The 19,798-nt window shown below is 73.2% G+C and carries 20 protein-coding genes; 11 read left to right on the top strand and 9 right to left on the bottom strand.

The window, feature by feature from the left end; genetic code table 11:
• Positions 1 to 253 precede the first annotated feature (253 nt).
• Positions 254 to 1,531, top strand: coding sequence for an HNH endonuclease signature motif containing protein (locus J4557_RS42195; protein WP_208272453.1), 1,278 nt, complete (start codon positions 254 to 256; stop codon positions 1,529 to 1,531).
• A gap of 106 nt (positions 1,532 to 1,637) precedes the next feature.
• Here the strand turns inward: J4557_RS42195 and J4557_RS42190 are convergent, their stop codons facing one another.
• The 5 genes from J4557_RS42190 to J4557_RS42170 all read right to left on the bottom strand — a co-directional run bounded on the left by J4557_RS42190 (position 1,638) and on the right by J4557_RS42170 (position 6,153).
• Positions 1,638 to 2,144: a DUF1579 family protein gene (locus J4557_RS42190; protein WP_208272452.1), complete on the bottom strand. Its 507-nt coding sequence runs from the start codon at positions 2,142 to 2,144 to the stop codon at positions 1,638 to 1,640.
• A 405-nt stretch (positions 2,145 to 2,549) separates the two neighbouring features.
• Positions 2,550 to 3,410 carry an ABC transporter ATP-binding protein gene (locus J4557_RS42185; RefSeq protein WP_208272451.1) on the bottom strand — a complete coding sequence of 287 codons (861 nt, stop codon included), beginning with the start codon at positions 3,408 to 3,410 and terminating at the stop codon, positions 2,550 to 2,552.
• A 92-nt stretch (positions 3,411 to 3,502) separates the two neighbouring features.
• On the bottom strand, positions 3,503 to 4,738 hold the full coding sequence (locus J4557_RS42180; RefSeq protein WP_208272450.1) for an MFS transporter: 1,236 nt from the start codon (positions 4,736 to 4,738) through the stop codon (positions 3,503 to 3,505).
• An 81-nt stretch (positions 4,739 to 4,819) separates the two neighbouring features.
• The gene (locus J4557_RS42175) at positions 4,820 to 5,371 is read right to left on the bottom strand and encodes a carboxymuconolactone decarboxylase family protein (RefSeq protein ID WP_208272449.1); all 552 of its coding nucleotides are present in this window, start codon (positions 5,369 to 5,371) and stop codon (positions 4,820 to 4,822) included.
• Complete coding sequence (locus tag J4557_RS42170) at positions 5,368 to 6,153, bottom strand: IclR family transcriptional regulator (RefSeq protein ID WP_208272448.1); 786 nt, start codon at positions 6,151 to 6,153, stop codon at positions 5,368 to 5,370. The genes J4557_RS42175 and J4557_RS42170 overlap by 4 nt, the downstream gene beginning before the upstream one ends.
• Before the next feature lie 114 nt (positions 6,154 to 6,267).
• On the opposite strand from J4557_RS42170, the gene J4557_RS42165 reads away from it, so the two are divergent.
• Genes J4557_RS42165 through J4557_RS42120 form a run of 10 tightly spaced genes read left to right on the top strand, consistent with a single transcriptional unit; the run spans position 6,268 to position 15,035 of the window.
• The gene (locus tag J4557_RS42165) at positions 6,268 to 7,056 is read left to right on the top strand and encodes an SDR family NAD(P)-dependent oxidoreductase (RefSeq protein WP_208272447.1); all 789 of its coding nucleotides are present in this window, start codon (positions 6,268 to 6,270) and stop codon (positions 7,054 to 7,056) included.
• Positions 7,057 to 7,073: 17 nt separating this feature from the next.
• A complete protein-coding gene (locus tag J4557_RS42160; protein WP_208272446.1) occupies positions 7,074 to 7,856 on the top strand; it encodes an SDR family NAD(P)-dependent oxidoreductase in 783 nt (260 codons plus the stop codon).
• Between the two features lie 31 nt (positions 7,857 to 7,887).
• Positions 7,888 to 8,679, top strand: a complete 792-nt coding sequence (locus J4557_RS42155; RefSeq protein ID WP_208272445.1) for an ABC transporter ATP-binding protein — start codon at positions 7,888 to 7,890, stop codon at positions 8,677 to 8,679.
• On the top strand, positions 8,676 to 9,434 hold the full coding sequence (locus J4557_RS50325; protein ID WP_208272444.1) for an ABC transporter permease: 759 nt from the start codon (positions 8,676 to 8,678) through the stop codon (positions 9,432 to 9,434). Before J4557_RS42155 ends, J4557_RS50325 begins: the two co-directional genes overlap by 4 nt.
• Positions 9,431 to 10,411, top strand: a complete 981-nt coding sequence (locus tag J4557_RS42145) for an ABC transporter substrate-binding protein (RefSeq protein ID WP_208272443.1) — start codon at positions 9,431 to 9,433, stop codon at positions 10,409 to 10,411. Before J4557_RS50325 ends, J4557_RS42145 begins: the two co-directional genes overlap by 4 nt.
• A gap of 1 nt (position 10,412) precedes the next feature.
• Positions 10,413 to 11,231, top strand: coding sequence for an ABC transporter permease (locus tag J4557_RS42140; RefSeq protein WP_208272442.1), 819 nt, complete (start codon positions 10,413 to 10,415; stop codon positions 11,229 to 11,231).
• Between the two features lie 39 nt (positions 11,232 to 11,270).
• Positions 11,271 to 12,140 carry a fumarylacetoacetate hydrolase family protein gene (locus J4557_RS42135; protein WP_208272441.1) on the top strand — a complete coding sequence of 290 codons (870 nt, stop codon included), beginning with the start codon at positions 11,271 to 11,273 and terminating at the stop codon, positions 12,138 to 12,140.
• A complete protein-coding gene (locus J4557_RS42130; protein WP_208272440.1) occupies positions 12,137 to 13,000 on the top strand; it encodes a fumarylacetoacetate hydrolase family protein in 864 nt (287 codons plus the stop codon). The genes J4557_RS42135 and J4557_RS42130 overlap by 4 nt, the downstream gene beginning before the upstream one ends.
• A complete protein-coding gene (locus tag J4557_RS42125; RefSeq protein ID WP_208272439.1) occupies positions 12,997 to 13,767 on the top strand; it encodes an alpha/beta hydrolase in 771 nt (256 codons plus the stop codon). The genes J4557_RS42130 and J4557_RS42125 overlap by 4 nt, the downstream gene beginning before the upstream one ends.
• A gap of 17 nt (positions 13,768 to 13,784) precedes the next feature.
• The gene (locus J4557_RS42120) at positions 13,785 to 15,035 is read left to right on the top strand and encodes an amidohydrolase family protein (protein WP_208272438.1); all 1,251 of its coding nucleotides are present in this window, start codon (positions 13,785 to 13,787) and stop codon (positions 15,033 to 15,035) included.
• A 7-nt stretch (positions 15,036 to 15,042) separates the two neighbouring features.
• Here J4557_RS42120 and J4557_RS51975 read toward each other — a convergent pair whose 3' ends face one another.
• The 4 genes from J4557_RS51975 to J4557_RS42100 all read right to left on the bottom strand — a co-directional run bounded on the left by J4557_RS51975 (position 15,043) and on the right by J4557_RS42100 (position 19,760).
• The gene (locus tag J4557_RS51975) at positions 15,043 to 15,861 is read right to left on the bottom strand and encodes an IclR family transcriptional regulator (RefSeq protein WP_208272437.1); all 819 of its coding nucleotides are present in this window, start codon (positions 15,859 to 15,861) and stop codon (positions 15,043 to 15,045) included.
• Positions 15,862 to 15,904: 43 nt separating this feature from the next.
• Positions 15,905 to 16,363 (bottom strand): recombinase family protein, encoded by a 459-nt coding sequence (locus J4557_RS42110; RefSeq protein ID WP_208272436.1) that lies wholly within the window; start codon positions 16,361 to 16,363, stop codon positions 15,905 to 15,907.
• 51 nt (positions 16,364 to 16,414) lie between these two features.
• Positions 16,415 to 17,065, bottom strand: a complete 651-nt coding sequence (locus J4557_RS42105; RefSeq protein WP_208272435.1) for a DUF4232 domain-containing protein — start codon at positions 17,063 to 17,065, stop codon at positions 16,415 to 16,417.
• A 166-nt stretch (positions 17,066 to 17,231) separates the two neighbouring features.
• Entirely contained in the window at positions 17,232 to 19,760 is a 2,529-nt protein-coding gene (locus J4557_RS42100) for an ATP-dependent Clp protease ATP-binding subunit (protein ID WP_208272434.1), read from the bottom strand.
• Positions 19,761 to 19,798: the final 38 nt, after the last annotated feature.

The following is a 19,798-nucleotide window of genomic DNA, read 5'->3' as shown; positions in this document are numbered from 1 at the left end:
TTCGCGATGGACTTCGTCCACCCTTGACTTTGGAGCCTCTGCGGCCCCTGAGGCAGCGTTAGGGGCAGGCTCCGCCTGCCCCGCCCCGGGTCGCGCCACCCCACCACCCCCTTCCGTCAGGAGCCAGACCCCATCGGGGGTGTTCGAAAGAACAAAGGCTGCAAGGGCCCGCCGACCTTTCGCGCCGAAAAATACCGGACGGAATGTGCCGTGAACGGCCATGAATGTCGGTCACACAGGGTACCATTTACGTATGCAATCAGTGACGGTCGAGCTTGAGGCCGCGTCCACCATGGAACTGGTGAACGCGCTCTCAACCATCGCCACTGAACTCGCCCAACGCGAAGCCCCGGAATCAGCTGCCGCGTGCCTGGAGCTCACCGAAACCCTCGTGGCCGCGTCCGATATGCAGGAAAGCGCGCTCGCCGGTTTCATCGGCCGAGTCGACGCCTTCGGGGAGCAGGCCCGGTGGGGATATCCCTCCACCCAGGCATGGCTGCGGTCGAGCTTGGGCATGCGCGACAACCGGGTGAAGGAGCGCCTCACTCTCGCCCGGCAGCGGCATCGCCTGCCCGAGGTCCGCGCGCAGCTCGCCTCCGGAGACCTGTCCTACGGCTATGCCGTCGCCGTCGCCGACTCGGTCTCCCGCCTGGACGACACCGACTGCGCCGAGGCCGAGGCCACACTCCTCGGCTTCGTCGACCAAGGCTTCTCCGCCGGGAAGGTCGCCGCGTTCGGCCGCCGCATCCGCGACCTCATCGCCGAACGCGACGACACCGAAGACGCCCCCGACGAGGATTCTCGGCGCGGTTACGACAAGTCGTGGCTCACCACCACGCGTTCGCTGGACGGCGGCCGGTACGTCAAAGGGTGGCTGAACCCTGAGGACGCCGCGATCTGGGACGGCACTCTGGCTCCGCTGGCCAAGCCGGCCGGGCCTGATGACCGCCGCGACCTCCCCGAACGCACCGCAGCGGCACTGTCGAGCGTGCTGTCGGGTGGCCATAAGGCATCCAAGGTCACAGTGATCTGCGACCTTGAGACGCTCACCGGCGGCAACGCTCCAGCCCGGCTGGCCGACGGCACCCCGATCCCGGCCGCGCAGGCCCGCCGCATCGCCCTGGCCGCCGGGGTATCGCCCCTCCTGCTCGGGCGGGGGAACACCCCGCTCTACCTGGGATATCGGGAGCGGTTCGCCTCCGCAGCGCAGCGGCAAGTCCTGGAGACGCTCTACCCGTCCTGCGCGGTGCGGGGATGTGAAGTACCCGGGACACTGTGTGAGGTCGACCACGTCCACGGTTGGGCACTCGGGCGGTCGCCGACCGACATCGATCGGCTCGCACTCGCCTGCGGATGGCACAACCGGTTCAAACACACCAACCCCGACCAGATCCAGATCACCAAGGATCACGACGGGCGGTACGTCTACCGGCTACTCCCACCAACCGACGCCAGAGGACCCGCGACCGGGACCGGACCACCGGGCAGCATCGGCCCACCCGACGACCCCGCCCTCGACTGGGCCGCATAACAGCCACTACGGCGGCTGGCGGCCCGCCGCGCTGTCGCCACCGCCACTGCCGCTGTCATCGGCGTGGCCGCTCAGTCCTCCCCTCGTGCTGCTGGTGCGGTGTCGGTCAGGGGACCTTGCGCAGGGTCACGTTCATCGATGCCGTCCAGTTCACGCCGTCCGTGCTGGACTCGTGACGGGCTACCTGGGTGAGTCCGCCGTCGGTCATCGTTGCGGTGCATCGGGTTCGATCGCCGATCCACCTGAGGACGTCGCCGTCGATCTCCAGGCGGGAGACGTGGACGTTGCCGAAGCTGTCGTAGAACGTGGAACTGTAGGCCTCGCCGTCCACGCCGAGGATCTCGACGCCTCCGACGGACGTGTCGCCGATCTTTCCGTAGGCCGAGTGCACGATGAAGAACCCGCCGGGCGCCCACTCGTAGACATCACTGGTGAGGATCGGAACCGACGGGGCATCCGTGCTGGCGACAGTGTGGCCTTCGTTGATCCACTTACCGATGAGGACGTCGAGGGCCTCGTGGCGGCCGTCGCGGACGGGTGCGGTCCGGTCGGTGGTCTCGACGCCGGCGGCGACGGTGACGACACGGGCCGACTTGCTGCTGTCAGAGGACATCGGAGCTCCTTCGGGGATGCTGTCGGGGACGCTTCCCTCTGTAGTCGGAGTCGTCATGGCCGCCTCGACATCCCGCCTGATCCGGCGTGACGGTACGGAAGGGGGTGGTGGGGTGGCGCGACCCGGGGCGGGGCAGGCGGAGCCTGCCCCTAACGCTGCCTCAGGGGCCGCAGAGGCTCCAAAGTCAAGGGTGGACGAAGTCCATCGCGAAGCGACGCCGAAGGCGCCCTTGACTTTGGAGGGGCGGCCCCGTACGCCAGCGCCACCCCACCACCCGAGCACCCATTCCCCGTATCGAAAACACGTCAGCCGCGGACCACTTCCGACCCGTCGTTGCGCTCCTTGGAGGAACGCTCCCAACCCGACGAGCGGACGCGTCCTCACGGAGCGCTCCGCATCATGCGTTCACTCGTGCTCGTCGCGGTAGGCGGCCACCACCTCGGCGGACGGGCCGTCCATGCGGATCTGGCCGTGGTCGAGCCAGATCGTGCGGTCGCAGGTCTCCTCGATGGTGCCGAGGCTGTGGCTGACGAGGACGACGGTGGCGGCCTGCTCGCGCATCTCCTTCAGCCGTTCCTCGCTGCGCCGGCGGAAGCGGGCGTCGCCGGTGGCGAGGGCCTCGTCGATCATGAGGACCTCGCTGGTCTGCGCGGTGGCGATGGCGAACCGGAGGCGCTGCGCCATGCCGGTCGAGTAGGTCCTCATCGGCATGTCGACGAACTTGCCGAGCCCGGAGAACTCCACGACGTCGTCGTACTTCTCGCGCACCTCGCGCAGCGGCATGCCCATGGCGAGGCAGCCGAGGATGATGTTGCGCTCGCCGGTGAGGTCGTTCATGAGCGCGGCGTTCACGCCGAGGAGGACGGGCTGGCCGCAGGTGAACACCTGCCCGCGGTCGCTGGGGAGGAGGCCGGCGATGCTGCGCAGCAGGGTGGTCTTGCCGGAGCCGTTGGTGCCGACGATGCCGACCGCCTCGCCGCGGCGCAGCACGAACGAGACGCCGCGCAGGGCATGGACCTCGCGCGGCCGGGGCCGGCTGCGGTGCAGCAGGCGGCGGACGCGTGAGGCGCCGGTGTCGGTCTCGGCGCCGAGCACCCGGTAGGTGACGTGCAGCTGGTCGACGACGACCATCGGGTCGGCGTCCGGCGGGACGGGCGGGGCCGCGTGCTCGTCCGTCCCGGGGTCCTCGCGCCTGTCCGTCCCGGGGTCCTCGCGCCCGTCCGTCCCGGGGTCCTCGCGGGCCGCGGGTTCGGGATCTGACGGCATGGCAAATCCTCTCCGCTCGGCGCGCGACCGTCAGCGGCGGCCCCTGGCCCGGGGTCGCTCGCGCAGGTCCTTCCCGCAGGTGGGGCGGGTACTCATCGCGGGGCGGTCCGCCCGCGCAGGACGGCGAGGAGGACGAGCGCGGCGGCCTGGATCGAGGCGACCACCACGACCAGCAGGGTGACCGACTGGTCATAGAGGGCGCCGGTGAGCGCGCCGCCCGCGAGGGCGGCCACGCCGAGGACCCCGGCGAAGATCCCGTAGGCGGTGGCCCTGCGCCGGGACGGGACGAGATCGGCGACGACCGCCCGCAGCGTGGACTCCTGGATCCCGACGGCGGCGCCCCACAGCAGGGAGCCCACGACGGCCAGGGTCAGCGACCGGGTGAAGGCCAGGACGGGCACGGCGGCCGACAGGACGGGCAGGACGGCGAGCGCGCGCGGGCCGACGCGGTCGTAGAGCCAGCCGTTCGCCAGGGCGGAGACGGCGTCGGCGACCATGGCCCCGGCGTACACGACCGGTACGAGGTCGGCGGGCAGCAGGTGCCGCTGGACGAGGTGGAACGACAGCACCCCGAAGGTCGCGAAGCCGGTCATGGTGACGGCCGTGAAGGCCGCGTACACGAGGAAGGTGCGCGGCAGCGCCGGGACGGCGGCGTCCGGTTCCCGCGGCACCGCGTCCTCGCCGCCGACGGGCTCGCCGCCGGCGGGCTCGTAGTCGGCGGGGGCGGGGACGCGGGCGCGGAGCCAGAGCAGCAGCGCCATCGCGACGACGCCCGGGACGGCCAGCACGCCCAGCGCGGGCGCGTAGTCCCCGGCGGTGGCCGCGAGCACGCCGGCCACGGTGAGCGGGCCGACGAACGCGCCGATCTGGTCCAGCGCCTCGTGCACGGCGAACCCGCGGCCCCGGCCGGTGGTGGCGGTGGCGTGCGAGAGCAGCGTGTCCTTGGCCGGGGACCGGACGGCCTTGCCGACGCGTTCGGCGACGACCAGGACGCACGCGGCCCACAGGACGCCGGCCAGGCCGAGCAGCGGCACGGACACCGCCGTCAGCGCGTACCCGGCGATCGTGAGCGCCCAGAACCGGCGGGTGCGGTCGGCGAGCGGGCCCGACACCAGCCGCAGGCCGAGCGCGGCGGCCTCGCCCGCCCCGGTGACGATGCCGACGACCGCGGCGGACGCGCCGAGCGAGGCCAGCAGCGGCCCGGTGATCGACCGGGCGCCCTCGTACACGACGTCCATGAGCAGGGAGACGACGCCGAACACGACGATGAACCGCCATGGCGACAGGGCGGCGGCGCGGTCCGCCCCGGGCGCGGGTCGCGGGCTCATCGGCGGCCGCCCGCTGCTCGCATGCCGTCCGCCTTCCGTCGCGCCCCGCGTGGAGGACCAGTGTGCGCGACGGGACGGGCGTCAGACGCGGAAGACGCGCATCTGGAGGGCGAGGGTGGCGTAGTAGCCGACGAGGGTGGTGAGCTCGAAGACGGTCTCGCGGTCCAGCGGCGGCACGCAGGCCGCCCAGGTGGCGTCGTCCACGTCGCCGGTGACGAGGGCCCGGGTGAGGCGGAGCACGGCGGCCTCGGCCGGGTCGTCGAGGTCCAGCGGCGCGCCGGCGGCGATCGCGGCGAGCTCCGCGTCGGTGAGCCCGGCGGCCCGTCCGACGGCCTCGTGGGCGGTCCGCTCGAAGGCGCTGTCCCAGTGGGCGGCGACGACGAGGATGGCCATCTCGCGGGCCCGGCCGCCGAGCGAGCCCGCGTAGCGGACGGCCGCGCCGACCCGCTGGAGGGCGTCGCCGAGCGCCGGGCGCAGCAGGAACTCGTTGAACGGCCCGAGCAGCACGCCGTCGTCCGAGACCAGGTCGAACAGGCGGGGGCCCTGCGCGCGGGGGCCCTCGGTGATGGAGCGGTAGAGGGCGAGCCGGTCGCCGTCGAGGTCGGCGGGCTTGAACGGGTGCTTGCGGGTCATCGGGTCCTCAGTCTCGTGGTGATGTCGGCGGCGGTGGCGCGGAGCCGGTCGAGGATCTCGCCGCGCAGGTCGGCGAGGGGGCGGCGCAGGGCGGACACGGCGACGTTCACCGCGGCCGCGGGGGCGCCGTCCGGGCCGAGCACGGGGACCGACACCGACCGCAGGCCCTGGGCGAGTTCCTGGTCCTGGACGGCGTACCCGTCGCGGCGGATGTCCTCCAGCTGGGCGAGGAGCGCGGCACGGCCGGGCACCGCGTTCGGCCCGGCGCCCGGGGCGAACGACGCGTCGGTGAGGCGGCGGTCCAGCTCGTCCGGCGGGAGGTGGGCGAGCAGGAGCTTGCCCATGGAGGTGTAGGTGGCGGGCAGGGTCGAGCCGACGTGCACGTTGGCGGTGACGAGGTCGGCGTTGCGGAGCCGCGCGAGGTACAGGACGCGGTCCTCGACGAGGACGCCGAGGTTGACGGTCTCGCCGGTGGCGTCGGCGAGCAGCCGCAGCGGCCGGTCGCTGAGCTGCACGAGGCCGGAGCCGCGCATCGCGGCGGAGCCGAGGGTGAGGACCTTGACGCCGGGCTGGACGGTCCCGTCGTGCCGGCGTTCCAGGTAGCCGAGGTCCTCGAGGGTGGCGACGATCCGGAACGCGGTGGGCATCGGGATGCCGGTCAGGGCGGCGATGTCGCTGGTGCGCAGGGACAGCGTCACGCCGTCGAACAGGCTCAGGACCTGCAGGCCCTTGGCGAGGGCGGCGATGTGGTAGCGCGAGCGGTCCGGTCTCCCCTCGGTCACGGCCCGTCCCCGGGTGCGCGCCTTGACGCCATGACCGGCGTCACACCATACTCGTGCTTAGTGAAAGTAGCTTTCATACAGTGAAAGCTAGCTCGGGAAGGCGAGGAACCGCAAGTGGCAGACGGGACGACTCAGGCGGCGCCCGGCACGGGCACCGCGTGGCTGGGCCTGCACGGCGCCCGGGTGCTGGTGCTCGGCGTGGGCGGGATCGGCGCCGAGTGCGCCCGCGGCTACCTCGACGCCGGCGCGGCCGTCACCGCGGTCGACCGGGACCGGGACCGGCTGGACGCGCTGGAGCCCGGCCCGGACGGGACGAAGCCGCACACCATCGCCGCCGACCTCACCGAGGAGGGCGCCGGCGCCGCCGTCGTCGCGCGGGCCGTCGAGACGATGGGCGGCCTCGACGTGCTGCTGCACTGCGTCGGGATCAACGACCGGCGCCCGGTGCTCGACTTCACCGAGGCCGAGTGGGAGCGGATCCTGCGGACCAACCTGTTCACCGCGTTCGGCGCGGCGCAGGCCGCGGGGCGGCACATGGTGGGCGCGGGCGGCGGGCGCATCGTCTTCCTGTCGTCGGTGTCGGGGCACCTGGCGCACCAGAAGCACGGGCCGTACGCCGCGTCCAAGGGCGGGATGAACCAGATGATGCGGGTCATGGCCGCCGAATGGGCTCGGCACGGCGTCACCGTGAACGCGATCGCGCCCGGGTACGTCGAGACGCCGCTGACCGCCGCCTACCTGGAGCAGCCCGGCGTCCGCGAGGACCTGGTGCGGCTCGTCCCGGCGGGCCGGCTCGGCACCCCCGCGGAGGTCGTGGGGCCCATCCTGTTCCTGTCCTCACCGCACGCGGCGTTCATGACGGGCCACGTCATGTACGTCGACGGCGGACGCACGCTTGTCTGAACCAACTGGAGAACCACATGACTCAGAAGATCTTCCCGCGGTTCGAGGGGAAGACGGTGCTGGTGACCGGGGCGGGCACGGGCTTCGGCGCCGAGATCGCCGTCCGCGCCGCGCAGGAGGGCGCCCGCGTCGGGGTGCACTACAACTCCTCCAAGCAGGGCGCCGAGCGCACCGCGGAGCGAGTCCGGGAGGCGGGCGCCGAGGCGTTCGTCGTGCAGGCCGACATCGGCTCGTGGGACGCGATCCGCGCCCTCGCCGACGAGGTGTTCGAGATCGCCGGTGAGCTGGACGTGCTGGTCAACAACGTCGGCGACGTCGCGACCGAGCAGATGTCGTGGCGCGAGCTGACGCAGGAGTCCCTCGACCGGGTCATCGACGTCGACGTCAAGGGCACGCTGCTGATGACGCACGAGTTCGGCTCCCGGATGCTGGAGCAGGGCCACGGCTCGATCGTGAACATCGGCTCGACCGTGGTGGTGCGCGGCAGCGCGCGCGCTCCGCAGTACGCCGCCGCCAAGTACGGGCTGCTCGGCATCACCAAGTCGTACGCGGCGGCGTTCGCGCCGGCCGTCCGCGTCAACACGTTCGCGCCCGGGTTCATGGAGACGGGCGCGACGCTGGAGCGCGAGGACTGGAAGTCGGGCCGCCGCGAGAAGCTGATCTCGCAGACGCCGATGGGCCAGATCCCGCCGCCCGAGGTCGTCGCGGGCACCGCGCTGTTCCTCGCGACGGAGGACGCCTCCCACATCACCGGCGCCTACATGCTCGCCGACGGCGGGTTCAACATGGTCGGGGCGTAGCGCGATGGCGGGGCAGCGCGAGGAGCGCGCCATGGCCGGAGGGGTTCAGGAGGCGCAGCGACCGAGGGTGGCCGCCCGCGACCTCACCCTCGCCTACGGCGACACGACGGCGGCGACGGACCTGACGTTCGACGTGCGGCCGGGCGAGTTCGTCAGCCTGATCGGGCCGTCCGGGTGCGGGAAGAGCTCGGCGCTGCGCGCGGTGGGCGGCCTGCTCGCGCCGGTGTCCGGGGAGCTGCTGGTGGACGGGACGCCGGTCGACGGCCCCCGCCCCCGGGACGTGGCGTTCGTGTTCCAGGACCTCGCGCTGTACCCGTGGCGCAGCGCCGTGCGCAACGTGGAGATCGCCCTGCAGTTCGCCGGGGTCGGCCGCGCCGAGCGGCGGGCGCGCGCGCTGGACGCGCTCCGCGCGGTCGGGCTCGGCGACGTCCCGCACCGGTTCCCGCACCAGCTGTCGGGCGGGATGCGGCAGCGGGTCGCGATCGCGCGGGCGCTGGTGTCGGACGCGTCGATCCTGCTGCTGGACGAGCCGTTCGCGGCGCTGGACGAGCTGTCCCGGCTGAAGATCGGCGAGCAGCTCGTCACGCTGCTGGAGGAGCACGGCAAGACGGTGCTCTTCGTGACGCACAGCCTGTCGGAGGCGGCGTACCTGTCGGACCGGATCATCGTGATGACGCCGCGCCCGGCGACGATCAAGGAGGTCATCGAGGTCCCGCTGCCGCGCCCGCGCGAGCCGCAGGTGCTGCGCACCCCGGAGTTCCACGCGCTCACCGACCGGCTGTCGGCGCTGCTGCTGGAGGACGACCCCGGAGACGTGCGGTGATCGCGCCGCGCCGCGTCCTGGTCTACGCCGGGACGGTCGCCGCCGTCCTCGCGGTGTGGGCGCTGCTCGCCGGGACCGGGGCGGTCGCGCCGCTGCTGCTGCCGCCGATCGGCGACGTGTGGCAGGCGCTCAGCGACCTGGCCGCGGAGCCGTCGAAGCTGCTGGAGCCGGTCGGCACCACCCTGGAGGAGACGGCGGTCGCGTTCGGGATCGCGACGGCGATCGCGCTCCCGGCGGGGGTGCTCGTCGGCTCGTCGCGGCTGCTGCGCCGCGCCTACGAACCCGTCCTGACCGGCCTGAACGCGCTGCCGCTGGTGATCCTCTACCCGGTGCTGGCGGCGACGCTCGGGGTCGGCTCGCAGTCCAAGATCGCGCTCGGGACGCTGTACGCGTTCTTCCCCATCGCGATCGCGGCGGCCCGCGCGACCGCGGGCGTCGACGGCCGGCTGATCACCGCCGCCCGGACGATGGGCGCCACCCGCGCCCAGTGGCTGGCCGGCGTCGTCCTGCCGGCGGTGCTCGGCCCGGTGCTCGCCGCGATGCGGGTGTCGCTCGGCCTGGCGCTCGTCACCGTCATCGCGTCCGAGTTCATCGCGGGCGCCGCCGGGATCGGCTACCAGCTCGGCACCGCCAGCCAGAGCCTCGACAGCCCCGGCCTGTTCGCCTGGATCGTGATCGCCTGCCTGGTCACGGTCGCCGTCAACCTCCTGTTCTCGCTCACCACCCACGTGCTTCAGAAAGGCGTCACCCGATGAAGGTCACCGCAAGGATCGCCGCGGTCGCGGCGCTGTGCGCCGCCGCGCTCACCGCGTGCGGTGGCGGCGGGTCGTCCGGTCCGTCCACCTCGATCACGCTCGGTCTCGTCCAGGCGCAGGACTTCGTGCACGCGATGCCCGCGCGGGTCGCCGTCCAGCAGGGCTTCTTCAAGGACGCCGGGCTGGACGTCAAGGTCGTCGACTTCAGCGCCGGGTCCGACCTCACCAAGGCGATGACCGGCGGGTCCGTCGACGTCGGCGCCGCGACCGGGCTGGACGCGGTGTCGGGCGCCGCGAAGAAGCTCGACACCCAGGCGTTCTTCGGCGTGATGGGGCAGAGCCCGATGGCGCTGATCGTCCCGGAGAAGTCCGGCATCACCGGCTTCTCCGGGATCGCGGGCAAGAAGCTCGGCATCTCCAAGGCCGGCTCGCTCACCGACTACATCACCCGCGCGACCGCGGAAGCGTCGAACGTGGACTTCGAGAAGGTCAAGGAGGTCCCGCTCGGCGACCCGGCCGCGACGATGTCGGCGATGAAGCGCGGCGACATCGACGGCTTCGTCCTGCCGGTCAACTTCGGGTTCCTGCTCCAGGCGAAGCACGAGGGCAGGATCGCGCAGAAGGCGTCGGAGGTGCTCGGCCCGAACTCGCAGTTCGCGGTGCTGATGGCCAAGAAGTCGACGATCTCGGGCAACAAGGCGAACCTGCAGAAGCTCGCCGGGGCCTACACCAAGGCGCTGACCTGGATGAAGGCCAACAAGCAGCCGACCGTGGACCTCGCCGTCGCCAAGCTCGGCATGCCGGAGCCGATCGCCGAGCAGACCTACGACGCGCTGATCGGCGGCTTCACCCCCGACGGCGGCATCAGCGCCGCGGGCATGGCCGGGTACGCCAAGGCGCTGCCGAAGCTCGGCATCGCGACGTCGTCGCCGGCGCAGGACGCCTACCTCAGCACCGAGATCGTCTCGGCGAAGTGACATGACGGCCATCACCGGAGCCGCTCCCGCGGCCGCGCGGCGCACGGCGCGGCCGCGGGAGGCGGCGGCGGTCCACCTCGTCCGCTGGGGCACCGTGGCCGCGCTGGTCGCGGTGTGGGAGGCGCTGACCCGGCTGTCGGGCGCGGGCGGCGACTACCTCACCTCGCCCAGCCGGATCGTCGCCGACGGCCTGCCGGCGGTGCTGGAGGGCCGGTCCCTCACGCTCGTCGGGTACACCACGTACCGGTTCCTGGCCGCGTTCGCGATCACCGCCGTGGCCGGGCCCGCGATCGGGCTGCTGCTCGGACGCCTCAACAAGCACGTCTACCTCGGCGGCCGGGACATCGTCTCCGTGCTGTACGCGCTGCCGATGGCGCCGCTGTACCCGCTGTTCGTGCTCTGGCTCGGCCTCGGCGACGGCTCGGAGATCGCGTTCGGCGTCATCCACGGGATCATCCCGGTGATCCTCATGACGATGACGGCGGGCGCGGCGGTCGAGCCCGCCGTCCTCGACTCCGGCCGCGCCATGGGCGCCGGGCGGCTGCGCCGGCTGCTGTTCCTGGTGGTGCCCGCCTGCCTGCCCGACATCATCGGCGCGCTGAAGATCGGCGCGGCGCTGTCGCTGCTCGGCGTGCTGCTGGCGGAGCTGATGATCTCGGTGGACGGCGTCGGCACGTTCATCTCCACCCAGATCACCAACCACGGCGCGGCCGCGCTGGACGCCATGGTGCTGGTCGTCTGCGTCGGGGCGCTCGCCGTCAACGCGCTGCTGTCGGCGGTCGAGAAGCGCGCCTCCCGCGGCCGTCCGGACCATCACTGACCTGCTGATTCACTGGAAGAAGAAGGAAAACGGAGCCCCATGAAGCTGATCACTTTCGACGAGGGCCGGGTCGGGCGGCTCGACGGCGACGACGTCATCGAGCTGGACGTCCCGTCCACCCGCGCGTACTTCGAGCGGGACGGGAAGGTCGGCGAGACCGGCGAGCGGCTGAAGCTGGCGGACGTGCGGCTGCGCGCGCCGATCCGGCCGAAGAAGTTCTTCCACACCGCCGGCAACTTCGCCGACCACCACGAGGAGCTCCAGGCCGTCAACTGGTCGCACCCGGTACACAAGGGCATCGTGTTCTTCCAGAACGTCGACGCGATCATCGGTCCGGACGACCCGATCGTGTACCCCGAGCACCTCACCAAGGAGCTGGACTACGAGCTGGAGCTGGCCGTCATCATCGGCAAGCCCGGCAAGTTCTTCGGCCCGGACGAGGCGCTGGAGCACATCGCCGGGTTCACCGTCTTCAACGACATCACCGCGCGCGACATCCAGCGCCGCGAGATGGAGTCGGGCGTGTTCTCCTTCAGCAAGGCGATCGACACGTTCTGCCCGATCGGCCCGTGGATCGTCACCGCCGACGAGATCGACGACATGCAGGACCTCGCCATGCAGCTGCGGGTGAACGGCGACGTGCGGCAGACGGGGCACACCAAGCAGATGCGGGTGTCGATCCCGCACCTGGTGGCCTACCACTCGCCGCAGATCTTCAGCGCCGGGGACATCATCACCACCGGCACCGTCTCGGGTGTCGCGGCCGTCCAGCCGAACCCGTTCGACTTCTACCTGCGGCCCGGCGACGTCGTCGAGGCCGAGATCGAGGGAATCGGGACGCTGCGCAACCACGTGGTGTCCTGGCAGGACGCGCACGGCGAGCCCGCCCCGGAGAAGGTCGACTGGTGAGGATCGCCAACCTCAAGGGCCGCCTTGTCGTCGTTACCGACACGGCCGGGGGCGACGCGGCCGTGGACGTCGCGGAGGCGAGCGGCGGCCGGTTCGCCGCCGACCCGCAGGCGGTCTTCGCCGAGTGGGACGCGTTCCGCGACTGGGCCGCGGGCCTCGGCGCCGACCGGGGCACGCCGTTCGCGGTCGAGGACCTCGGGCCGCCCGTCCCGCGCCCGTCGCAGGTGTTCGCGATCGGGATCAACTACGCCGAGCACGCCGCCGAGGCCGGGTACCCGCCGGAGTCGGCGCCCGTGACGTTCACGAAGTTCCCGAGCTGCCTCACCGGGCCGGTCTGCGACGTCGAGCTGCCGTCCGGCACCGTCGACTGGGAGGTCGAGGCGGTCGTCGCGATCTCCCGGGACGCCTACCGGGTGCGGCGCGAGGACGCCTGGGACCACGTCGCCGGGATCACCCTCGGCCAGGACCTGTCCGAGCGGACCGCGCAGCTCGCGGGCGCGAAGCCGCAGTTCAGCCTGGCCAAGTCGCATGCGAACTTCGGGCCGACGGGGCCGTGGCTGGTCACCCCGGACGCGTTCGGCGACCCCTCCGACCTGGCGATCTCGTGCAGCCTGGCGGGCGAGACGGTGCAGAGCGCGCGCACCTCGGCGATGATCTACGACATTCCGGAGCTGGTCGTCCGGCTGTCGCGGGTCTGCCGGCTGTTCCCCGGCGACCTGATCTTCACCGGGACGCCGCCGGGCGTCGGCAACGCGCGCACCCCGAAGCGGTTCGTCCGGCCGGGCGAGGTCCTGGTCAGCGAGCTGGAGGGGGTCGGGAGCATCACGCAGCGGTTCGTCGCCGCGGGCGGCGCGCCGTGAGCGTGCGGGTCGTGGAGGGCGTCGAGTACGCCGCGGAGGCCGGGTTCCGGCCGCTGCTCCTCGACCTGTACCTGCCGCCGGTGGACCGCGCGCCCGTCGTGCTGTTCGTGCACGGCGGCGGCTGGCGGCGCGGGACGCGGCGCGACTTCGGGCATGAGTTCGCGGGCTGGCGGCCGTCGCCGTTCGAGCGGATCGCCGAGGCCGGGTTCGCCGTCGCGTCCGCGGACTACCGGCTGTCGGGCGAGGCGCGGTATCCGGCCCAGCTCCACGACGTGCGGGCCGCGGTGGCGTGGCTGGGCGCCCACGGCGGCGAGCACGGGTTCGACGGGTCCCGGATCGTGGCGTGGGGCGCGTCGGCCGGGGCGCACCTCGCCGCGCTCGCCGCGCTCACCGGCCCGGGGATCGGGGCCGTGGTCGGCTGGTACGGCGTGTACGACCTGTCCGCGATGCCGGATCCGGACGACCCGGCGTCGCGGGAGTCGCGGCTGCTCGGCGCGCCGGTCGGCGACGTCCCGGCCCTCGCGGCCGAGGCCAGCCCGATCGCGCACGTCCACGCGGGCGCGCCGCCGTTCCAGCTCTGGCACGGGACGGCGGACCGGGCCGTGCCGATGGCGCAGAGCGAGCGGATGGCGGCGGCGCTGGACGCGGCGGGCGTCCCGGTGGAGTTCCGGCCGGTCGAGGGCGCCGACCACGTCTGGAGGGGCGCGCCGGACGTCGCCGCCGTGTTCGCGGCGTCGCTGGACTTCGCCCGTGGCGCACGGGCATGACCTGGAGGAGGCCCGCGATGGGCGAGATCATCTTCACCGGCGGATCGGTGTTCGACGGGACCGGCCGGGAGCCGTTCCCCGGCGAGGTCGTCGTGCGCGGCGACCGCATCGCCGCCGTCCGCCCGGGCCGCTCCCCCGCGCCGGAGGGCGCCACCGTCGTCGACTGCGCCGGCGCCACCGTCATGCCGGGCCTGATCGAGGGGCACGCGCACCTGACGTTCCCGTCGGCCGTCGGCCACCTCGAACCCGGCTTCAACCCACCGGTCGACGTGTCGTTCTTCGGGCGCCCGCCGGCGGCGGACGAGCACCTCGCGCTCGCCGAGCGCAACGCCCGGATCCTCCTCGACGCCGGCTTCACCAGCGCCTACTCGGCGGGCTCGCTGACGCCGGGCAACGTCGAGGTCCAGCTCCGCGACCGGATCGCCGCCGGCGAGACGCCCGGCCCGCGGCTGCGCGCCGCCAGCTTCGAGCGCGACAACAACCCCGTCCGGCACGGCGCCGAGAACACCACCCCGACCGGCGTCGCGCGCTTCATCGCCGAGCAGGCCGCGCTCGGGTTCGACTCGGTGAAGCTGCTGCTCAGCAACGACGACGTGTTCGTCCCCGGCGGCTCGATGCAGACCCAGTACACCGCCGAGCAGGCCGCGGCGGCGGGCGCCGCGGCCCGGGAGGCGGGCGTGTGGCTGAACTGCCACGCGCAGAACCCCGAGTCGATCAAGCTGGCCGTCCGCAACGGGTTCCGGTCGGTGTACCACTGCTCGTACGCCGACGAGGAGGCCCTCGACCTGCTCGAAGAGCACAGGGACGAGCTGTTCGCCGCGCCGGCCGTCGGGATCATGTGGGCGAACGTCCACGAGGCCGAGGAGTTCGGGATCGACCGGGCCATGGCCGAGCGCATGGGGTCGGTCGCGCAACTGGAGGCGCAGACCGCGCTCTACCCGGAGATGCGGCGGCGCGGCATCCGCGTCCTGCCCGGCGGCGACTACGGCTTCCCGCAGAACCCCATCGGCCGCAACGCCCGCGACCTCCAGCTCTTCGTCGACCTGTTCGGCTACACCCCGGCCGAGGCGCTCGTCGCCGCGACGAAGTGGGGCGGCGAGGTCATGGGCATGGCGGACGAGCTCGGCGTCCTCGCCCCCGGCTACCTGGCCGACCTGCTGGTCGTCCAGGGCGACCCGGCGCGCGACGTCGCCCTCCTCCAGGACCCGGCCAACCTCACCGTGATCATGCAGTCCGGCCGCTTCCACAAGCCCGCCGGCGAGGGCTGAGCGAGGGTCAGCGGCCGCCGAGGAGCATCGTGATCTCGGCGCAGGTCCGCTCGACCAGCGGCCGGATCTCCTCCAGCAGCCGCGCCGTCGAGACCTCGGTGGCGGGCACCGCGACGTTCACCGCGGCGACCACCGCGCCGGACGCGTCCCGGACGGGCCCCGCCACGGACCTCAGCCCGTAGGCCAGCTCCTCGTCCTGGAGGGCCCAGCCGCGCTCCCGGATCTCGGCCAGCGCGGGACGCAGCTCGGCCGGGGAGGCCAGGGCGTTCGGGCCCGCCGTCCCGGCGAACGACTCGCCGGTCAGCGCGCGCTCCAGCGCGTCGTCGTCCAGGAACGCGAGCAGCAGCTTCCCCATGGACGTGCGGACGGCCGGGAGCCGCGACCCCACCTGGATGTTCGCCGTCACCAGGTCGCTGTTGCGCAGCCTGACCAGGTACAGCACGTGGTCGCCGGACAGCACGCCGAGGTTCGCGGTCTGCCCGCTCGCCTCGACGAGCCGGCGCAGCGGCCCCTCGGCGAGCTGCACGAGGTCGAGGCTGCGCAGCGCGGAGAAGCCGAGCGTGAGCACCTTCGGCGCGGGCCGGTACGCGCCGTCCGGCAGCTGCTCGAGGAACCCCTCGGCGGCGAGCGTGGCCGCCATCCGGAACGCGGTCGGCATCGGCAGGCCCGTCTCGGCGACGATGTCGGTCAGCTTCATCGCGGGACGCTGCTCGGAGAACAGCCCGAGGATGCGCAGCCCCTTCGCGAGCGCCTCGACGCGGTAGGCGCCCTTCGGACGGGCCGCGCCGCCGTCCCGGCGGGGGGTCGTCTGGTCACGCGGCGGCACTCGGACTCGCTTTCTGCGCGCTGGCACTGCCGCATCATCGTAGTCAGGACACGGGCGGCAGGTAGCTCGCGAGGAGCTCGCGGCAGGGGGCGAGGGCGCAGAGCAGGAGGCCGACCATCTGGTACCGGGCCGGTGAGCCGCCCGGCGGTGGCGCGAGGGCGCGCTGCGCGGTGAAGAACAGCTCGTCGGGGACCAGCGGCGTCCAGTGCACGCGGTCGGGGTCGTCGGGGTCGGCGCCGCCGGCGGGCCGTCCGATGTAGGCGGGGTTGCGTGCGATGTCGTGCACGACCGTCCAGGACCAGCGGGGGCCGCCGCGCGGCGCCGGCACGCCCCGCGCCTCCAGCTCGCGCAGGATCCCGGCTATCGCCTGGCCCTGGGCCGCGCGGCTGATGATCTCGCGGACGACGCTCGCCTGCGGCTCGACGGGGAGCCGGGTCACGTAGTTGCCCTGCGCGTCGTCGATGCGGCGGTACCCGTACGGGACGGCGTTGCGTCTCGGCACTCCCGGTCTCCTCCCCCACCCGGATCCGCTGCATTATGCAATAGTTCGCCGTCAGCCCGGCGCCGGGCCGGGGCTCAGCGGGGTCGTCGAGACGTGGCCGCCGCCGCAGACCACCCCCTGGTTCCAGGCGACGACGAGGTGCGCGCGCTCGTCCGGCGGGGTGATCCAGGCCAGCCCCGGCGTGGGAGCGCAGGCACCGTGCGCGGGCTCGCCCGCCCCCGGGACGATAGTCCATTGCAGGCGCGCGTGGGCGCTGCCGCCCGGCCGCAGGACGACGGTCTGCGGACCGGGCGGGGAGAGCCGCTCCAGGTTCGTCGGGATCGGGTGGTCGGACGCCGTGAGCAGCAGCATCCCGACATAACCGCGGACGTGGCAGGCCGAACCGGACGTGTTCGTCAGGGTGAGGAACGCGAAACGCTGCCCGGCCGCAGGGCCCGCGGTGCTGATGCGGACCTCCAGCCCGTCCGTGCGGCAGCGGCCCGACCCGCCTCCCACCGCCCCGGGGGTCCCCCGCGGCGTGGACCCTGTGGGCGCCGGCGAGGGCGGGGACAACGACGGCGCCGGCGAGGGCGGGGACGCGGTCGTCCCGGTCGGGGTCGGCGAGGCGTGCGAGCCGCCGCCGCCTCCGCAGGCGCACAGGGCGCCGGCAGCGGCGGCGAGGGTCAGCGCGTACGCCGGCCTGAGGCTCCTTCGCGCTCGCACACGCCCTCCTCGCGTCGGCCCGTGCCCTATATGCCCGCTGTCGGGCCTCGCCATGATGCCCCGGCGCCGGGCATATAGGGCACAGGCCGCAAGGGAACCGTCGCCCAGAAGGAAGATCCCCGGCGCTCGCCATCGCGGAGGCACCGGCCGACGGAGGACCGGCGCGTCAGCGGGACGTGATGGCCCGGTCCGACGGCGCCGCCGACGTGGACACGTCGAACTGGAGGCCGCCCGCCGTCGCGGACACCTCCACATGCCGGCCGTGCGCGAGCTCCCCGGACAGCAGCAGGTCGGACAGCTGGTCGTCCACCTCCCGCTGGATGGTGCGGCGCAGCGGGCGCGCGCCGAACTCCGGCTGGTGGCCGCGCTCGGCGATCCAGTCGACCGCCTCCGGCGTGAACGACACGGTGACGCCCTGCGCGCGCAGGCGGCGGCGCGTCTCGTCCAGCAGCAGGTCGGTGATCTGCCGGAGCTGGCCCGCCTCCAGCCGCTGGAACACGATGATCTCGTCGATCCGGTTGAGGAACTCGGGCCGGAACGACTCGCGCAGCCGCCGCATGATCCGGTCGCGCAGCGCGGTGTCCTCGCCCTCCCGGCCGCCGAACCCGATCTCGGTCCGCCCGGTGATCAGGTCGGAGCCGAGGTTGCTCGTCATGATCACCACGGTGTTGCGGAAGTCGACGGTGCGGCCCTGCGCGTCGGTGAGCCGTCCGTCGTCGAGGAGCTGCAGCAGGACGTTGAACACGTCCTGGTGCGCCTTCTCGATCTCGTCCAGCAGGATCACCGAGTACGGCTGCCGCCGCACCGCGTCGGTGAGCTGCCCCGCCTCCTCGTAGCCGACGTATCCGGGCGGCGCGCCCATCAGCCGGCTGACGGTGTGCCGCTCCTGGAACTCGCTCATGTCGAACCGGATCATCCGGTCCTGGCTGCCGAACAGCGCCTCGGCGAGGGCCTTCGCCAGCTCCGTCTTGCCGACGCCGGTCGGGCCGAGGAACAGGAACCCGCCGATCGGGCGGTCCGGGTCGCCCATCCCGGCGCGGGACCGCCGGACGGCCCGCGCGACCGCCGCGACCGCGTCCTCCTGCCCGATGACGCGCTCGTGCAGGTGCTCCTCGAGGCGCGACAGCCGCTCCCGCTCCGCCTCCGTCAGCTGCGTCACCGGCACGCCGGAGATCCGCGACACGACCTCCGCGATGTCCTCGGTCGTCACCTCGGGCACGCCGACCGGCTCGTGGTCGTCGCGCATCCCGGCGAGATCGTTCTGCAGCCGGTTGATCTCGTCGCGGAGCTCCTTCGCCTTCTCGTAGTCCTCGTCGGCGACGGCCTGGTCCTTCTCGCGGCGCCGCCGGTCGAGCCGGTCCTCCAGCTCGCGGCGCCCGCCGTCGCGGGTCCCCGACCGCAGCCGCACCCGCGCGCCCGCCTGGTCGATCAGGTCGATCGCCTTGTCCGGCAGGAACCGGTCCGTCAGGTACCGGCTGGACAGGTCGACGGCCGCGACCAGCGACTCGTCGGTGTAGCGGACCTGGTGGTGCGCCTCGTACCGGTCCCGCAGCCCGCGCAGGATCTCGATGCTGTCGTCGGTGGACGGCTCCGGCACCATGATCGGCTGGAACCGGCGCTCCAGCGCCGCGTCCTTCTCGATGTTGCGGCGGTACTCGTCCACCGTCGTCGCGCCGACCACGTGCAGCTCGCCGCGCGCCAGCGCCGGCTTCAGCATGTTCCCGGCGGTCATCGCGCCCTCGGCGCCGCCCGCGCCGACGAGCGTGTGGATCTCGTCGATGAACACCACCAGCTCGTCGGCGTGCTCGCGGATCTCGTCGACGACCTTCTTCAGCCGCTCCTCGAAGTCGCCCCGGTACCGGGTGCCCGCGACGACGCCGGACAGGTCGAGCTGGACGATCCGCTTGCCGCGCAGCGTCTCCGGGATGTCGTCGTCCACGATCCGCTGCGCGAGGCCCTCCGCGATCGCGGTCTTGCCGACGCCCGGGTCGCCGATCAGCACCGGGTTGTTCTTGGTGCGCCGCGACAGGACCTCGACCGTCTCCTCGATCTCCTCGTCCCGGCCGATCACCGGGTCGATCCGGCCCTCCTGGGCCAGCGCGGTCAGGTCGCGGCCGAACTCGTCCAGCGTCGGGGTGCCGGACCGGCCCTCGCCGCCCCCGTTCGCGGGCGGCTGCCCGCCGCCGCCGGCCGCCGACTTCAGCGAGTCCGGGGTGACGTGCGCCGCGTCCAGGATGCGTCCCGCGCTGGACCCGCGGTCCAGCGCCAGCGCGAACAGCAGGTGCTCGGGGCCGATGTAGGACGACCCGAGCGCGCGCGACACCTGGTGGGAGTCCAGCAGCGCCCGCTTGGCGGCCGGCGTCAGCTCGGGCTGGATCTCGCGCGGCTCGCCCCGGTACGCGTGGTTCTCGATCTCGTGCTGGATCGCGTCCGGGTCGGCGCCCGCGCGCTCCAGCCAGTGCCGGGTGCCCTGCTGCCGCGTCGCCGCCCACAGCAGGTGGTCGGCGTCGAGGTCGCGGCTGCCCCACCGCGCCGCCTGCGTCGCCGCGTCCCGGACGAGCTCGCGCGCGGGCTCGCTCATCAGCCGGGCGAGGTTGATCCGCTCGGTCGGCCGCCGATGCGCCCGGGTCCCGAAGAACCGGGCGAGCATCTCCTCGAACGGGTCCATCCCGCCGGATCCGTACCACGCCGTCATTGCGAGCCTCCCGTCCCCGTGCTTGGTCCCACGATGGC

The sequence above is a fragment of the Actinomadura nitritigenes genome (assembly GCF_017573545.1).
GTDB lineage: Bacteria > Actinomycetota > Actinomycetes > Streptosporangiales > Streptosporangiaceae > Spirillospora > Spirillospora nitritigenes.
The sequence above is the reverse complement of the archived record's forward strand: the minus strand, read 5'-3'. Positions and strand labels throughout refer to the sequence as shown.

Excerpts from the sequence above, each read along its gene's own strand:
- J4557_RS42175 (WP_208272449.1), bottom strand. The coding sequence starts at position 5,371 with ATGACCCGCAAGCACCCGTTCAAGCCCGCCGACCTCGACGGCGACCGG.
- J4557_RS42185 (WP_208272451.1), bottom strand. The coding sequence starts at position 3,410 with ATGCCGTCAGATCCCGAACCCGCGGCCCGCGAGGACCCCGGGACGGAC.
- J4557_RS42145 (WP_208272443.1), top strand. The coding sequence starts at position 9,431 with ATGAAGGTCACCGCAAGGATCGCCGCGGTCGCGGCGCTGTGCGCCGCC.
- J4557_RS42155 (WP_208272445.1), top strand. The coding sequence starts at position 7,888 with ATGGCCGGAGGGGTTCAGGAGGCGCAGCGACCGAGGGTGGCCGCCCGC.
- J4557_RS42180 (WP_208272450.1), bottom strand. The coding sequence starts at position 4,738 with ATGAGCCCGCGACCCGCGCCCGGGGCGGACCGCGCCGCCGCCCTGTCG.
- J4557_RS42100 (WP_208272434.1), bottom strand. The coding sequence starts at position 19,760 with ATGACGGCGTGGTACGGATCCGGCGGGATGGACCCGTTCGAGGAGATG.
- J4557_RS42160 (WP_208272446.1), top strand. The coding sequence starts at position 7,074 with ATGACTCAGAAGATCTTCCCGCGGTTCGAGGGGAAGACGGTGCTGGTG.
- J4557_RS42190 (WP_208272452.1), bottom strand. The coding sequence starts at position 2,144 with ATGTCCTCTGACAGCAGCAAGTCGGCCCGTGTCGTCACCGTCGCCGCC.
- J4557_RS42140 (WP_208272442.1), top strand. The coding sequence starts at position 10,413 with ATGACGGCCATCACCGGAGCCGCTCCCGCGGCCGCGCGGCGCACGGCG.
- J4557_RS42120 (WP_208272438.1), top strand. The coding sequence starts at position 13,785 with ATGGGCGAGATCATCTTCACCGGCGGATCGGTGTTCGACGGGACCGGC.
- J4557_RS42135 (WP_208272441.1), top strand. The coding sequence starts at position 11,271 with ATGAAGCTGATCACTTTCGACGAGGGCCGGGTCGGGCGGCTCGACGGC.
- J4557_RS42195 (WP_208272453.1), top strand. The coding sequence starts at position 254 with ATGCAATCAGTGACGGTCGAGCTTGAGGCCGCGTCCACCATGGAACTG.